The sequence below is a fragment of the Klebsiella sp. GG_Kp146 genome (genome assembly GCF_040061975.1).
Classification (GTDB): Bacteria; Pseudomonadota; Gammaproteobacteria; order Enterobacterales; family Enterobacteriaceae; genus Klebsiella; species Klebsiella quasipneumoniae.
In genome coordinates this window covers 82,377-96,863 of the sequence record NZ_JBEAHA010000013.1, presented here as the reverse complement: position 1 = coordinate 96,863, position 14,487 = coordinate 82,377, and the positions used below count along the sequence as shown (strand labels likewise).

The window sequence follows — 14,487 nt, the reverse complement described above, 5'->3', positions numbered from 1 at the left end:
GGCCGGATAAGCGAAGCGTCATCCGGCAATGTCTGACAATCAGTAGCTGCTGGCGCTCTTGCCGTCGCCGTGACCCAGGGCTTTCAACAGGCTGGCCAGCAGGCTGGAGGCACCAAAGCGGTAGTGACGGGCATCGGCCCAGTCGGCGCCAAACAGCTCATCGGCGATCGCCAGGAACTGCTGCGCATCTTCCGCGCTGCGCACGCCGCCCGCCGGTTTGAAACCAACGGTTTTCTCAACGCCCATATCGCGGATGACTTCCATCATGATGCGCGCGCTTTCCGGCGTAGCATTCACCGGCACTTTACCGGTCGAGGTTTTGATGAAATCGGCCCCGGCTTTGATAGAGATTTCAGACGCTTTACGGATCAGCGCTTCTTCTTTCAGCTCACCGGTTTCGATGATCACTTTCAGCAGCACGTTGGCAGCCGCGCAGGCCTCTTTACAGGCTTTCACCAGCTCGAAGCCGACCTGCTCGTTACCGGCAATCAGCGCGCGGTACGGGAACACCACGTCCACTTCATCGGCGCCGTAAGCGATCGCCGCGCGGGTTTCCGCCAGCGCAATGTCGATATCGTCATTACCGTGCGGGAAGTTGGTGACCGTAGCGATGCGGATCTCCGGCGTTCCCTGCTCGTTCAGCGTTTTACGGGCAATCGGGATGAAGCGCGGATAGATGCAGACCGCCGCGGTGTTACCCACCGGGGTTTTCGCCTGATGACACAGGGCAATCACCTTCTCATTGGTGTCGTCGTCGTTCAGGGTGGTCAGGTCCATCAGTTTTAACGCGCGCAGGCTGCTTGCTTTTAAATCAGTCATTTCATACTCCGCCGGCGCAGTGCCGGTTCAATAGTTTGTTCACCTTGCGAGTCTGTTACTATTGTAACATTCACTCGCCGCTACACTTCGACATTCATCACAGTTAATGAAAACTACTTACTAATTTGCATTACTGTAATGTGACTTTAATCACAAAATATCAGCGCATACCGCGGCAATTATCCTCACGCCCCTCTTAAGCATAATCGAAACTCCGCACCCAATGAGGATGTGATAATTCTAACACACAATGACAGAGACTCTCGACACCGTGGCGCACATTTTGCCCACCCAGCCGGTGATGAAATTATTATGTTTTGAAATATATGCTATTTTTCCAAAAGCCAGAAATGATGGGATTTTCACAAATTCAATAAAACCAGCGACGCGGCGGCCGCTGGTTGAGGGAACTGGCTTAGAGGGCGAGGAAAACCCCGGCGATGGTGGCGCTCATCAGGTTAGATAGCGTCCCCGCCGCCACCGCACGCAGCCCAAGCTGGGCGATATCCTGACGCCGGTTGGGCGCCATCCCCCCGAGGCCGCCAATCAGGATGGCGATCGATGACAGGTTAGCGAATCCGCACAGCGCGAAAGAGATAATGGCTTTAGTGTGATCTGAAATAACCTGCAGCCCGGCCGCCGCCACCTCGGCGTCCGCCTTCAGATACTCGCCAAAGTTCATATAGGCCACGAACTCGTTAATGATCAGCTTCTGGCCGATAAACGACCCCGCGACCGTCGCTTCGTGCCACGGCACGCCGATCACCCATGCCAGCGGTGAGAAGACCCAGCCGAGGATCATCTGCAGCGACAGCTCCGGATGGTTAAACCAGCCGCCGACGCCGGACAGAATGCCGTTCAGCAGGGCGATCAGCGCGATAAACGCCAGCAGCATCGCGCCGACATTGAGCGCCAGCTGCATACCAGACGCGGCGCCGGAGGCGGCGGCGTCCAGCAGGTTGGCCGGTTTATCCGCGTCAGCGCTCTGGCGGTCATGAGCCGGGTTATCGTCCGGCGTTTCCGTTTCCGGTACGATAATTTTGGCAAACAGCAATCCACCCGGCGCCGCCATAAACGACGCGGCAATCAGGTACTCCAGCGGAACGCCCATCTGCGCATAGCCCGCCAGCACGGAACCTGCCACCGAGGCCAGGCCGCCGCACATGACCGCAAACAGCTCCGAGCGGGTCATAGTGGCGATATAAGGACGCACCACCAGCGGCGCTTCGGTCTGACCAACGAAGATGTTCGCCGTGGCCGACAGCGATTCGGTACGCGAGGTCTTCAGTACCGCCCGCAGCGCGCCGCCGAGAATGCGAATGACCAGCTGCATAATGCCCAGGTAATAAAGCACGGCAATCAGCGACGAGAAGAAGACGATCACCGGCAGCACGCGCAGGGCAAAGACAAAGCCGCCGCCGCCAAACACCTCGAACATTTTATCGGAGACCAGCCCGCCGAAGATGAAACCGATCCCTTCATTGCCATAGGCAATTACGCGGGCGACGCCGTTCGACATCGCTAACAGCGCCGAGCGCCCGGCCGGTACATACAATATCAACGCGCCGATACCCACCTGGATTATCCAGGCGCCGAGCACAGTACGCAGGTTAATGGCTTTTCGATTATTGGAGAGCAGCACAGCAATGGCCAACAGCGCCACCATGCCGATAAGTCCCATGAGGATTTGCATACAGATTCCCTGTGTTTTGATAGTCCAGCACTAACGGCGTGATTATATCGGCATGAAACTATCCTGCCTGCCAGGCTTCACACATTTTACGCAAATCAATGATATGGATGAACAATTATGAGAATTCGATCACCATACAGTGCCGGAGGGCAGGGAAAACAAGGCGAGCGTGTTGCGCATTATCCCTTCGGCTATGGCTGCCGGCGGCTCCGACCGCAGTTCGCACAGGGCGTCAAATACCCGCGCAGCTTGCTCCGGGCGATTGGGCTGTCCCTGGAAGCCATTGAGCGGCATATCCGGGGCATCGGTCTCCAGCAGCAGGGCTGAAAGCGGCAGACGCGCCATCACCTCGCGGGTTTTGCTGGCGCGGGGATAGGTAATGGTGCCGCCAACGCCGATCTTATAGCCAAGCTGCACGAAACGCTCGGCCTGCTGCAGGCTGCCGGCGAAGCCATGTACCACCCCGGTACGCGGTAGGGCATGTTTTTTCAGCAGCATCGCCAGCTTATCGTGGGTGCGTCGGGAGTGGAGGATCACCGGCAGATCGTAACGCTTCGCCAGACGCAGCTGCGCTTCCAGCAGCGCCTGCTGACGATCGAACTGCGGCTCGTCGCGATAGAGATCGAGACCAATCTCCCCCACCGCCACCAGTTTTGGCGGGCGCTGCGCCAGCGACGCCTCCAGTTGCGCCAGCCCCTCATCGGTGTGCTGCTCGATGACAATCGGATGCAGGCCCAGCGCGGCATACAGCGCCTCGTGCTGCGCCGCCAGCGCCAGCACGCGGCTAAAACGCTCAGCGGAGATGGCCGGAACGATAATTCGCCCGACGCCGGCCTGCGCCGCACGCGCCAGGCTGGCGACCTCATCTTCCGCGAAGGGGGGAAAATCGAAGTGGCAGTGGGTATCGATAAAACGGTGCGTCACGCCAGATCCTCATGATTAAAGCTTGCGTCATTGGCCTGCGGCGCAGCGATGATGGTCGCCTGCGGCGCTTCATTGGCCACCGGCACCGGCGGCACCACCACCGGCGCAGGCCGGGCGATACGCGGCGCGTGGCGCAACAGCGGCGGCCGGTCGGCCAGCAGTTTACCCACGGTGGCCAGGAAATAACGGCCGCACTGGCGTCCGGTTTTGTAGTCCTCCAGCAGCGCCGGCAGTCGGCTGCCAAGCGCCATGCTGCGCAGCGGCCGCTGGGGATAGATTTCGAAGATCCGCAGTTTGCCGGGCGGTTTTTCGATGAACTGCTGGATGGCGCGATAGGTGGTTTCGTGATGATGCACCAGATTGACCAGCGGCTGCAGGCTGCTCTCCCCCAGCCAGCGCTCCATCCGCTTAAACCACTCCGGGGTGTAAAACATCTGCGAAGGGACAGTGCGGATCACCACGATGGTCTGAGCGCCGCGGCGGGCCGCCTCCTGTACCGGTATCGCATCGCTGACGCCGCCGTCAAGGTAGCTAACGCCGTCAAGCAGCACGCCGCTGCGGTAAAATCCGGGGATGGCGCTGGAGGCGCGGATCAGATCCAGCCAGGTTTGCGGCGTCGGTGAAAAATAGCTGGCGGAGTAATCGTCGCCGCGACAGGCGCACATCCACAGCTCTTTGCCCAGCGCGAATTGCGTTTCGGCATAGTTCATGGCCAGCGGCATCTGCTGCGAGGTGGCCTCCACCAGCCAGTCGAGATCGATAAGGTTGCCGCCGCGCACAAAGCGCATCGGATCGAAAAACTGGCGTGAGGTGGTGTAGCGTGTGATGACTTTGCGGGCATAGCCTTGCTGATTACACATGTAAGCGGAGAGGTTTTGCGCCCCCGCTGAGGTCCCCAGCATCAGGTCAAAGGGGTTAAATCCGGCGCGCATGAATTCGTCCAGAACCCCGGCGGTGAAAATCCCTCGCTGTCCCCCGCCTTCACACACCAGCGCCAGCTTGCCTGGTCGGAAGGGTTTAACCGCCAGCGGGGCGATATTGCCCAGCGTAACGGGAATGCGTTGCCCCACCCTGCTTTCCTGTTCGATTAGTCTTCTCCTGACAAGGTAACGCAATTTGCCCATCGCTTAAACCGCGAAAGCCAGTCCGCAGGACTGGCTTTGTGTAAGACGACGTGTCAGTAAAAACGCTCAGGCTTCAGCATCGCCCGGATTGTTGTCCCTCTACGGACGTCTGCGTCCTGTAAACAGGCTCACCAGGAACAGGATAATCCCGACGACAAAGACGATTTTCGCGGCGCCAGCGGCAGTACCCGCCAGACCACCAAAGCCCAGGGCCGCAGCAATTAATGCAATGACCAGAAAAATAATTCCCCATCGAAACATACTTTTCTCCTTACCATAATGGACGGTGAACAGCGGTTTGCGCACCCTTTCTGGAAAGCTCATCGCTCAGTGGGTGCTGCTATTCGTTCGGCAACCTTGGCCAGACAACACTTTTGTTAATAACTCGATTTACTTCACGCTAAGATCGTTGCGGACGCTTTTCACACCGGAAACCGCTTTCGCAATCTCTGCGGCGCGCTCAGCCTGCGCCGCGGAAGCCACCGTACCGGTCAGATGCACTGCGCCGGCGTTAGTTTCGACTTTCACATTGCGCGAAGGGACAATGTCATCCGCCAGCAGCTTAGCCTTCACTTCGCTGGTAATAGCGGTGTCCCCGGCATAGCCTTTCAGCGTCGCCGTCTCACTCGACGATTTGTGCTGCACCGTCAGCTTGTCGTTGACCTGAGAGACGCCTTCGACCGCTTTTGCCACGCTCAGCGCCTGACTTTTCTGTTCAGCACTGGTGACGTCGCCGCTGAGGGTGACCACTTTGTTTTCCGTTTTCACCGAAATATCGCCGGAGTTAATATCTTTATGGTCGATCAGCGCCGCCTTTACCCGTGCGGTAATAGTGCTGTCGTCCATAAAATCGCCGACTTTATTAATCGAATTGTCTACCGCCTCTCCCGCATTGCTGGCAGCTGACTTCGCACTGTCTACCGTTGTTTTTTCCGTCTCTGCCGAGGCGTTCAACGCGGCTAAGCCTAAGAAGAGCGCCAGCAACATATTGGCATTCTTTAGTCTGGTCATCGTGATGTCCTCGTTTTTTCACCAGCGCTGGCGTCTTATCGCAGTGAATTACGCCAGCATTTTTAAAAACACGAATTAAATATAGTAGACAGGCGAAGGGGTTGCGGAGGATATGGATAAAAAACAGACGAATTAGCGGCGTTTTAAGAACTTTCCAGAAGGAGGGAAGCGCGGGCGGAAGAAGAAAAAAGCGCGGCCTGCGCCGCGCTTCGTCAGGGATTAGTGCTCGCGCGTTTTGCGGAACACCACGTCAGGATAACGCTCCTGCGTCAGGTTCAGGTTGACCATCGTCGGGGCGATGTAGGTCAGGTTATCGCCGCCATCCAGCGCCAGCTGAACTTCGTTTTTACGTTTGAACTCTTCGAATTTCTTCACGTCAGTGGATTCAACCCAGCGCGCGGTGGCCACGTTGACCGATTCGTAAATCGCTTCCACGTTGTATTCGCTTTTCAGGCGCGCCACGACGACGTCAAACTGCAGCACACCCACGGCGCCGACGATCAGATCGTTATTGGCGATCGGACGGAAGACCTGCACCGCGCCCTCTTCAGAGAGCTGAACCAGCCCTTTCAGCAGCTGTTTCTGCTTCAGCGGATCCTTCAGGCGAATACGACGGAACAGTTCCGGTGCGAAGTTCGGAATACCGGTGAACTTCATCATCTCGCCCTGGGTGAAGGTATCGCCAATCTGAATGGTGCCGTGGTTATGCAGGCCGATGATATCCCCAGGATAGGCTTCTTCAACGTGCGAACGGTCGCCGGCCATAAAGGTCAGCGCGTCGGAGATCACCACGTCTTTACCGATGCGCACCTGACGCAGCTTCATGCCTTTCTCATATTTACCTGACACCACGCGCATGAAAGCCACGCGGTCGCGGTGTTTCGGGTCCATATTGGCCTGAATTTTAAACACGAAGCCGGTGAACTTCTCTTCCGTCGCGGTGACTTCACGGGTGTCGGTGTTACGCGGCATCGGGGCCGGCGCCCACTCCACCAGGCCATCCAGCATATGGTCAACGCCGAAGTTACCTAACGCGGTTCCGAAGAACACCGGGGTGATTTCCCCGGCCAGGAACAGATCTTTATCGAACTCGTTCGACGCGCCCTGCACCAGCTCCAGCTCGTCGCGCAGCTGCTGCGCCAGATCTTCCCCCACCGCCGCGTCGAGATCCGGGTTGTTGAGCCCCTTCACGATGCGCACTTCCTGGATGGTATGGCCTTTACCGGTCTGATACAGGTAGGTTTCATCTTTGTAGAGATGATAGACGCCCTTGAACAGCTTACCGCAGCCGATAGGCCAGGTAATCGGCGCGCAGCCGATTTTCAGCTCGTTCTCCACTTCATCCAGCAGCTCCATCGGATCGCGGATATCACGGTCGAGTTTGTTCATAAAGGTGAGGATCGGCGTATCGCGCAGACGGGTGACTTCCATCAGCTTACGGGTCCGATCTTCGACGCCTTTTGCCGCGTCAATCACCATCAGGCAGCAGTCCACCGCCGTCAGGGTACGGTAGGTATCTTCCGAGAAGTCTTCGTGCCCCGGGGTATCCAGCAGGTTCACCAGACAGTTATGATAGGGGAACTGCATCACCGAGGTGGTGATCGAGATACCACGCTGCTTTTCCATTTCCATCCAGTCGGATTTCGCGTGCTGGCTGGAGCCACGACCTTTTACGGTACCGGCGGTCTGAATCGCCTGTCCGAACAGCAGCACCTTTTCGGTGATGGTGGTCTTACCGGCATCCGGGTGAGAAATAATGGCAAAAGTGCGGCGTTTGGCCACCTCTTGCAGATAAGGAGACAACGTCATAATTAATCTTCTAAGTAAACGCGGCCATGAGCCACGCATGTGGAATACGAAAAATTGCGGCTATTTTACCCATCAACGGGGGGGAGGCAATCAGTGTTTACACAGGAGCTGCTCCAGTTCGCTTAACGAGGTCACCGTCCAGTCCGGCTCGAGGTCCGCCGGCAGCTCGCGCTGATGCGCATTGAGCCAGCAGGTCGCCAGTCCGGCATTCACGCCGCCGCGAATATCCGACTCGGCGGTATCGCCGACCATCAGCACCCGCGAGCGCGGTGGGTTACCCGCCTGCGCCAGCGCGTAATCGAAAATGCGCGCGTCCGGTTTGGCGACGCCCACTTCTTCAGAAATAATCAGCAAATCAAAGTGATCGCGTAAACCGGTCCGCTCCAGACGAGTCTGCTGCAGCGAGGTAAAGCCGTTGGTGATGATGCCCATCTTGACCTTGCCCTGCAGCGCGTTGAGCAGAGAGACCGCGCCCGGCAGCGGCGCACAGATTTCCGCCATCGCATTCATAAACGCGTCGTTGAGTTCCCCCGGCGGCACATTCAAACGTTCCGCCCAGCTGTCAAAGCGCTGGTGCTGCAGCTGCAGCGAGGTGATGGCGCCGTTCTGGTAATCCACCCATAGCGGCTTATTCACGGCCTGATAGTCCTGAAAATCTTCGGCGGTAAAGGTCACGCTGTAGTCGAGAAACATCCGCTGCAAGCCACTGAAAGAATCAAACGTAAACAGCGTTTCATCGGCATCAAAGAAAATCCAGTCCCATTTCATCGTATCACCTTGTCTTACATACTGATTGGCAGAGCCATAATAATGGCGTCTTCGCGCCCGTCGGCCGTCGGGTAGTAGTTGCGGCGAATCGTCGCCTCATTGAAGCCTAAGCTTTCATACAGCGCGATAGCGGCAACGTTGGAGGCGCGCACCTCCAGCCATAGCGTGACGACGCCGAGCCTTTCGACTTCGTCAATGACGTGTTCCAGCAGCGCTCGCCCCAGGCCACGGCGCTGGTAAGCGGGATCGACCGCGATATTGAACAACGTCGCCTCATCCAGCACCACTTGCGTAATGGCGAACGCCGCCATTTCGCCATCCACCGACAGCTGATAGTTGCGATAGCGTTCCCCCTGGTTACTGGCCAGGGTCTGTTCGCTCCACGGGAAAGCGTGGGCGCGGGTTTCGATTTGCCAGGCTCGGGTTAAATCAGCCGTGCTGAGGATAGAAATCGTGTTCATGTGCGCAGATTTGTTGCCAGAGCGCCCTGCGAGCCGGCGCGCTGGTCTGGAGTTCATCAAAAGCGGGGGTGGACACCTGGGCGCCCGCCAGCGGCAGCGACGCCTCTGTGCCCAACCGCCAGCTGTTGCAGCGGCTGTCCTGCGGCAGCATCGCCACCCGCTCCGGGGTCAGCTGCAGGACCTGATCTGGCGTCACGGCCAGCGCGCGCAATACGTCGCCAATCAGCGGCTCTGTCAGCGACGGCGGGGTTTCCGCCACCATCACCAGACGAATATGTTCAGGAAGCGAGATAGCGATTTCGCCCTGCAACGCCCCCGGTCGGCGCAGCGACCACTGGGTAATGCCCAGCTGCTGTAGTTGCCAGTCTCGTCGGGATGTCATAGCGAAACACTCCTGTTAAACAAGCGCGCAATATAGCAAATCCGTCGTATCTGCGCCAACAAACTACTATAATCGGCGCCAGTCTTAATGAAGGAGTGTTTCATGTCCGCTTTTACCCCGGCAAGTGAAGTCTTGCTGCGCCACAGTGATGATTTCGAGTCCGCCCGCGTTCTGTTTGCCGGTGACTTGCAGGATGACCTGCCTGCGCGTCTGGATACCGCGGCCAGCCGCGCCCACACCCAACAGTTCCACCACTGGCAGGTCCTCAACCGCCAGATGGGTGACAACGTCCGTTTTAGCTTAGTGGCTGAGGCCGCTGACGTCGCCGAATGCGACACCCTGATCTACTACTGGCCAAAAAATAAACCAGAGGCACAGTTCCAGCTGATGAACCTGCTCTCTCTGCTGCCGGTGGGAAGCGACATTTTCGTCGTCGGTGAAAACCGCAGCGGCGTCCGCAGCGCGGAGCAGATGCTGGCTGAATACGCGCCATTAAACAAAGTGGATAGCGCCCGCCGCTGTGGCCTCTATCATGGCCGACTGGAAAAGCAGCCCGCCTTCGACGCCGATGCCTTCTGGGGCGAATACACACTGGATAATCTGACGATTAAAACCCTGCCTGGCGTCTTTAGCCGCGACGGGCTGGACGTCGGCAGCCAGCTGCTGCTCTCCACCCTCGAGCCGCATACCAAAGGGAAAGTGCTGGACGTCGGCTGCGGCGCAGGCGTGCTGGCCGCCGCGCTGGCCAGCCATTCGCCGAAAGTGCGCCTGACCCTGTGCGACGTCAGCGCCCCTGCGGTCGAAGCCAGCCGCGCGACGCTTGCCGCCAACGGCCTGGCTGGCGATGTGTTTGCCAGCAACGTCTTCTCCGAGGTCAATGGTCGCTTCGACATGATCATCTCCAACCCGCCATTCCATGACGGGCTGCAGACCAGCCTCGAAGCCGCCCAGGCGCTGATCCGCGGCGCGGTTCGCCATCTGAACAGCGGCGGCGAGCTGCGCATTGTCGCCAACGCCTTCCTGCCGTATCCGCAGGTGCTGGATGAGACGTTCGGCTTCCATGAGGTGATCGCCCAGACCGGACGTTTTAAGGTCTATCGCACCATCATGACCCGTCAGGCGAAAAAATAGTCGCCTTCTCACGCCGGCGGCCCGTTTCTGGTACCGCTGGCGCTTCCTGCGGGCAAATCCGCCCATTTTTGCAGCAATCGATACAACCTGCATAATTAACTATTGACGTGTCGCCGAAAACCACTAGAATGCGCCTCCGTGGTAACGATACTTTCATAGTGTCGATGGTATGCGAAGGTGGCGGAATTGGTAGACGCGCTAGCTTCAGGTGTTAGTGTCCTTACGGACGTGGGGGTTCAAGTCCCCCCCCTCGCACCAATATTCTTCCCTCTCCCGGCGTTATCCCCTCAGTTTGATATCCACAATCATCAGCATTATTCCACCAATCAGTGCAACGCACGATGGCAGCAGAATAAAATGGCGCAGTTGACGATGCCATATCATCGCCGCGGACATCAGCATGCCCACCGCGACCAGCGTCCGCCATACGTCAGCCGACACCCCGGCATACCCGAGAGCGACAATCAGCGCGCCGGGAACGATGACTCCCCAACCGCTTCCTAATGCTCGCTGCAGCATGGTTTCACCTCTCACAACGATAATGATAACCAATATCATATGATAATTTTTATCATTTGTCATTTGCGATGTGCTCTGCGCCTTATTCTTTACGTTCGCGGTAATGACATACATTCATGAAGGTGATAAATTAAGCGGATTATCGATATATATTAAATATTTTTCTTATTTTGCAAATAACCTTTTTTTGCACATTGTTATCAGACTCTTCATTTTTGGCTTTCATCATTTTGAAATTTAACGACTAATAATGATTCTTCCGATATGACTGCACAAACCTGGCGAGCACACTACGCACAAAAATATCAATATTCCTTACGGCTTTTTTTACTGCTTAATTTCATTTCATCCTCTCTGTCGCTGGTCACCCCCCTATTTACGGTAGTTCGTTTTACGCTGCCTTGCGCCCTCATCGTGGCCTGCAGCGGGTTGCTGTTGCTCTGGCACTGGAAATGGCCGCAATCGAAAATAAATATTCCCGCTATCTCGTTGTTATTTGGCATGCTATGGGCATGGCACGTAGTGACAAAGGCGATGCTATTGACACCGCCGCATTTTAACTTTCTGGTGATCGCCCTATTAAGCATTCTGTTTATCGGCACCATCGCTTTTTCCAATAATATCACTGCCTTTACCCTCCACTCTTTACCGACTTTCCTTGCCTGCCTGATAATGGCGGAGGGGGAACAATGGTTGCGCATGACTTACTGTTTTATGCTGCCTATTGCCGGTATTACCCTGCAAAATATTATCCAGAAGCGCAGCGATGCCTTCACACAAGGATTAATGGATAAACTCATGCAGGAACGCAACACCCTCAACGATCTCAGTATGCTGGATCCTCTGACCGGTTTGTATAACCGCCGCGGACTGCAGAATCGCCTCGATACCCTGCTGGCGCTGGACGGCGACAACCACTTCGTGCTGCTCCTCGATATCGATCATTTCAAAGCCTATAACGATCACTATGGTCATATGATGGGCGACCAGGCGCTCATTCGCGTCTCTGCTGCCATTCGCAACGCCGTACGCTCGCGCGATATTGTCGCCCGCTTTGGCGGAGAGGAGTTTATGGTGCTGCTGACCAACAGCAGCGAAGAAACGGCCTGGCAGGCTGCCGAACGTATTCGGCAGCGGGTCTATGACCTGAAAATCCCGCATATGTTTAATGAGAGCGTCGCCACCAACGTGACCATCAGTATTGGCCTGACGCCGCTCATTGATGACAATATTGAGCAAGCGCTGGCGCGCGCCGACGGCGCACTCTATGACGCTAAGAATAAAGGCCGCAACATTATTCTGGCCAGTTAACCTGCGCGCGCCGCGGCATCGTGGCGCCGACAAAATTCTTGCCATGCCGCCTGCAAACAACTAATATCAGGAATCATTATCATTTAGATTTGTATCTGGAAATCGAATGGCCTGGCGTTCCCTTCCTCTCAGCGATGAACTTATCTGGCGGGCCCCTTTGCCGACGGCTGAGCGCGCCCTGGCGGAGAGTATTCGGGAAAAAATCGCCACCCTTCGCACCCATCTGCTCGATTTCCTGCGCCTGGATGAATCCGCTCCAGGGCACGCTTTGACGCTTGCCGAGTGGTCGCAACCCACCGCCTTACGCTCTCTGCTGGCCACTTATTCCGATCATATCTATCGTCATCAGCCAACGCTGACACGGGAAGCAAAACCTCTGCTCTCGCTCTGGGCGCAATGGTATATCGGTCTGCTGGTGCCGCCGCTGATGCTGGCGTTGCTCAATGAACCACAGGGTCTCAGCCTGGCGCCGGAACATTTCCACGTCGAATTTCACGAAAGCGGCAGGGCGGCCTGTTTCTGGATTGATGTCCATAGCGATGCCGGTATTGAGAGACTGTCACCGCTGTCGCGAATGGATGCCCTGGTGACGCGCACCCTGCAGCCGGTTATTGAGGCGCTGGAAGCCACGGGCGAGATCAATGGCAAACTTATCTGGAGCAATACTGGCTATCTGATTAACTGGTATCTTGGGGAAATGCGCGCGCTGTTGGGGGATGAGCAGCTTGCCGCCCTGCGCCAGCACTGTTTCTTCGAAAAACAACTCGCCGATGGTCAGGATAACCCACTATGGCGAACGGTTGTGCTGCGTGAAGGACAGTTAGTCCGACGCACCTGCTGCCAGCGCTATCGCCTGCCGGACGTCCAACAGTGCGGCGACTGCACGTTAAAATAACGCCCTGTCTACAATAAGCAACGGGCGGTCTGTGGCCGCCCGGTCACTATTTATTATGCGGTCTGCTGACTCTCCTGCTCCGCCCGTTCAGCCTCTTCCGCTTCCTGAGCAAGCAGCTGCTTCTCATACACCTTAAAGAACGGGAAGTAGATAATCGCCGACACGCAGGCCAGAACGATGACCAGAATCGCCGCCCGGAAATCCCAGCCCAGCGCCCAGGCACCGCCAATCGGCGCCGGCGCCGTCCACGGTACCACGGAGATGACGCGGCCAATCAGATCCAGCTTCATTGCCGCCCAGGCCAACACCGCATTCACCATCGGCGCCAGCAGGAACGGAATAAAGAACACCGGGTTCATGACGATAGGCGTCCCAAAGATGACCGGCTCGTTAATGTTAAACAGGCTTGGCACCACGCTTAAACGCCCAATGGAGCGCAAATGCGCTGAGCGGCTGCGCAGATAGCAGAACACCAGCCCCATGGTGGCACCGGAACCTCCGACCACGATAAAGAAGGTCCAGAACGCCTCCATAAAAATATGCGGCAGAGGCGCGCCCTGGGCCAGCGCCTGCTGGTTCATACCAAGGTTGGTCAGCCAGAACATCTGCAGCATCCCGGAAACGATCGCCGCACCGTGGATCCCGGCAAACCACAGCAGGTGGCCGATGAGGACCGCCAGCAGGATCGCCGGCAGGGAATCGGCTGCCGAAACCAGCGGTTTGAAAATTGCCATAATGGCCTGCGGGATCAGCATGTCAAAATGGTGCTGAATAAACAGGCTCAGCGGATAGAGCGTCAGCACAACCACAAGCACCGGGATCAACAGATCAAAGGAATTTTTGATCATCGGTGGGACCTGATCCGGTAGACGGATACCGATATTATGCGCCTTGAGAAAACGCATCATCTCCACACAGTAGATCGCCACCAGAATGGCGGTAAAGATCCCTGTTCCGCCGAGGCTATCCACCGGCAGCGTGCCATTCGTCTTCGGCGCGGCAATCAGTAAAAAGGCCATGATCGACAGCATCGCGCACATAAAGGGATCGAGCTGATTGGATTTCTCGTAGTGCTTACCGAGGTTGTAAGAGATTGCCGCGCAGATGTAGATCGACATGATCCCCATCGTCATATCAAAGGGGGTCAGAATGCGCCCCTCAAACTCTTTTGCCAGATCCAGCCAGGCGCGGGCAAAACCCCAGGTGGTATCCGGGGAGAAAGGAGGATAAGCAAACACCAGCAGGAACGATCCGACGATCATAAACGGCATCGCGGAGATAAAACCGTCACGGATAGCCATGACGTGACGCTGCGATGAGATCCGCCCTGCTATGGGGCTTATGTAATTTTCTACAAAGCGAAATATCAAATTAAACGCAGCATGGTTAGCAGACATAGTAGCCCTCCTGACAGGCTATTGATACTGGCCCAACAACGATTACCCTGCCGTTACGATGACCGCTTATTGATGCAGCAGGCCGCGGGTGGATTACCGGCTATACTGCCCATAACACAACGATTCATACACGGCTCTTTTGTTATAAATAAAAGGAGAAGTGACTGTTCCAGTATTCATCTCAATGCAGATAACCGCAACCGGTTACTGTAACCGGTTACGGTGAATGTGAAGGAGATCGAC

General features: G+C 56.6%; 16 protein-coding genes and 1 tRNA gene. 5 read left to right on the top strand and 12 right to left on the bottom strand.

All coding sequences use genetic code 11. The features are described 5' to 3' along the window. Nucleotides 1-39: 39 nt before the first annotated feature. From deoC to ABLU95_RS14940, 10 genes are all read right to left on the bottom strand, one after another. Nucleotides 40-819: a deoxyribose-phosphate aldolase gene (gene deoC / locus ABLU95_RS14985; protein WP_032452384.1), complete on the bottom strand. Its 780-nt coding sequence runs from the start codon at nt 817-819 to the stop codon at nt 40-42. Nucleotides 820-1,234: 415 nt separating this feature from the next. Continuing rightward, nucleotides 1,235-2,512: a NupC/NupG family nucleoside CNT transporter gene (locus tag ABLU95_RS14980; RefSeq protein ID WP_218810390.1), complete on the bottom strand. Its 1,278-nt coding sequence runs from the start codon at nt 2,510-2,512 to the stop codon at nt 1,235-1,237. Between the two features lie 129 nt (nt 2,513-2,641). Continuing rightward, the gene (locus ABLU95_RS14975) at nt 2,642-3,436 is read right to left on the bottom strand and encodes a metal-dependent hydrolase (RefSeq protein WP_218810391.1); all 795 of its coding nucleotides are present in this window, start codon (nt 3,434-3,436) and stop codon (nt 2,642-2,644) included. Beyond that, a complete protein-coding gene (locus ABLU95_RS14970; protein WP_023291890.1) occupies nt 3,433-4,506 on the bottom strand; it encodes a patatin family protein in 1,074 nt (357 codons plus the stop codon). The genes ABLU95_RS14975 and ABLU95_RS14970 overlap by 4 nt, the downstream gene beginning before the upstream one ends. 153 nt (nt 4,507-4,659) lie before the next feature. After that, nucleotides 4,660-4,821, bottom strand: a complete 162-nt coding sequence (locus ABLU95_RS14965; RefSeq protein WP_002887716.1) for a DUF1328 family protein — start codon at nt 4,819-4,821, stop codon at nt 4,660-4,662. Nucleotides 4,822-4,950: 129 nt separating this feature from the next. Next, entirely contained in the window at nt 4,951-5,571 is a 621-nt protein-coding gene (gene osmY / locus ABLU95_RS14960) for a molecular chaperone OsmY (RefSeq protein WP_017901234.1), read from the bottom strand. 219 nt (nt 5,572-5,790) lie between these two features. Next, nucleotides 5,791-7,380, bottom strand: a complete 1,590-nt coding sequence (gene prfC, locus ABLU95_RS14955; protein WP_218810392.1) for a peptide chain release factor 3 — start codon at nt 7,378-7,380, stop codon at nt 5,791-5,793. Nucleotides 7,381-7,470: 90 nt separating this feature from the next. Beyond that, nucleotides 7,471-8,148, bottom strand: a complete 678-nt coding sequence (gene yjjG, locus ABLU95_RS14950; protein ID WP_023291888.1) for a pyrimidine 5'-nucleotidase — start codon at nt 8,146-8,148, stop codon at nt 7,471-7,473. A gap of 14 nt (nt 8,149-8,162) precedes the next feature. Continuing rightward, nucleotides 8,163-8,609 carry a ribosomal protein S18-alanine N-acetyltransferase gene (rimI, locus tag ABLU95_RS14945; RefSeq protein ID WP_044525302.1) on the bottom strand — a complete coding sequence of 149 codons (447 nt, stop codon included), beginning with the start codon at nt 8,607-8,609 and terminating at the stop codon, nt 8,163-8,165. Continuing rightward, on the bottom strand, nt 8,578-8,991 hold the full coding sequence (locus ABLU95_RS14940) for a DNA polymerase III subunit psi (protein WP_004886506.1): 414 nt from the start codon (nt 8,989-8,991) through the stop codon (nt 8,578-8,580). Before ABLU95_RS14940 ends, rimI begins: the two co-directional genes overlap by 32 nt. Before the next feature lie 102 nt (nt 8,992-9,093). Between ABLU95_RS14940 and rsmC the strand changes: the two genes are divergently transcribed. Next, complete coding sequence (gene rsmC / locus ABLU95_RS14935) at nt 9,094-10,122, top strand: 16S rRNA (guanine(1207)-N(2))-methyltransferase RsmC (protein ID WP_101993060.1); 1,029 nt, start codon at nt 9,094-9,096, stop codon at nt 10,120-10,122. A gap of 171 nt (nt 10,123-10,293) precedes the next feature. Then, nucleotides 10,294-10,380, top strand: a tRNA-Leu gene (locus ABLU95_RS14930). A gap of 21 nt (nt 10,381-10,401) precedes the next feature. On the opposite strand, the gene ABLU95_RS14925 is transcribed toward ABLU95_RS14930, so the two are convergent. Beyond that, nucleotides 10,402-10,641, bottom strand: a complete 240-nt coding sequence (locus tag ABLU95_RS14925; RefSeq protein WP_065883327.1) for a DUF1435 domain-containing protein — start codon at nt 10,639-10,641, stop codon at nt 10,402-10,404. A 70-nt stretch (nt 10,642-10,711) separates the two neighbouring features. Here ABLU95_RS14925 and ABLU95_RS14920 point away from each other — a divergent pair, with 70 nt between their 5' ends. The 3 genes from ABLU95_RS14920 (at nt 10,712) to fhuF (ending at nt 12,847) form a co-directional block, all read left to right on the top strand. Continuing rightward, on the top strand, nt 10,712-10,882 hold the full coding sequence (locus tag ABLU95_RS14920) for a hypothetical protein (protein WP_072096669.1): 171 nt from the start codon (nt 10,712-10,714) through the stop codon (nt 10,880-10,882). A 23-nt stretch (nt 10,883-10,905) separates the two neighbouring features. Continuing rightward, nucleotides 10,906-11,952, top strand: a complete 1,047-nt coding sequence (locus tag ABLU95_RS14915; RefSeq protein ID WP_023291883.1) for a GGDEF domain-containing protein — start codon at nt 10,906-10,908, stop codon at nt 11,950-11,952. Between the two features lie 106 nt (nt 11,953-12,058). Next, on the top strand, nt 12,059-12,847 hold the full coding sequence (gene fhuF / locus ABLU95_RS14910) for a siderophore-iron reductase FhuF (RefSeq protein WP_348879878.1): 789 nt from the start codon (nt 12,059-12,061) through the stop codon (nt 12,845-12,847). Between the two features lie 53 nt (nt 12,848-12,900). On the opposite strand, the gene ABLU95_RS14905 is transcribed toward fhuF, so the two are convergent. Further along, on the bottom strand, nt 12,901-14,244 hold the full coding sequence (locus tag ABLU95_RS14905; RefSeq protein WP_002887650.1) for a PTS cellobiose transporter subunit IIC: 1,344 nt from the start codon (nt 14,242-14,244) through the stop codon (nt 12,901-12,903). Nucleotides 14,245-14,487: the final 243 nt, after the last annotated feature.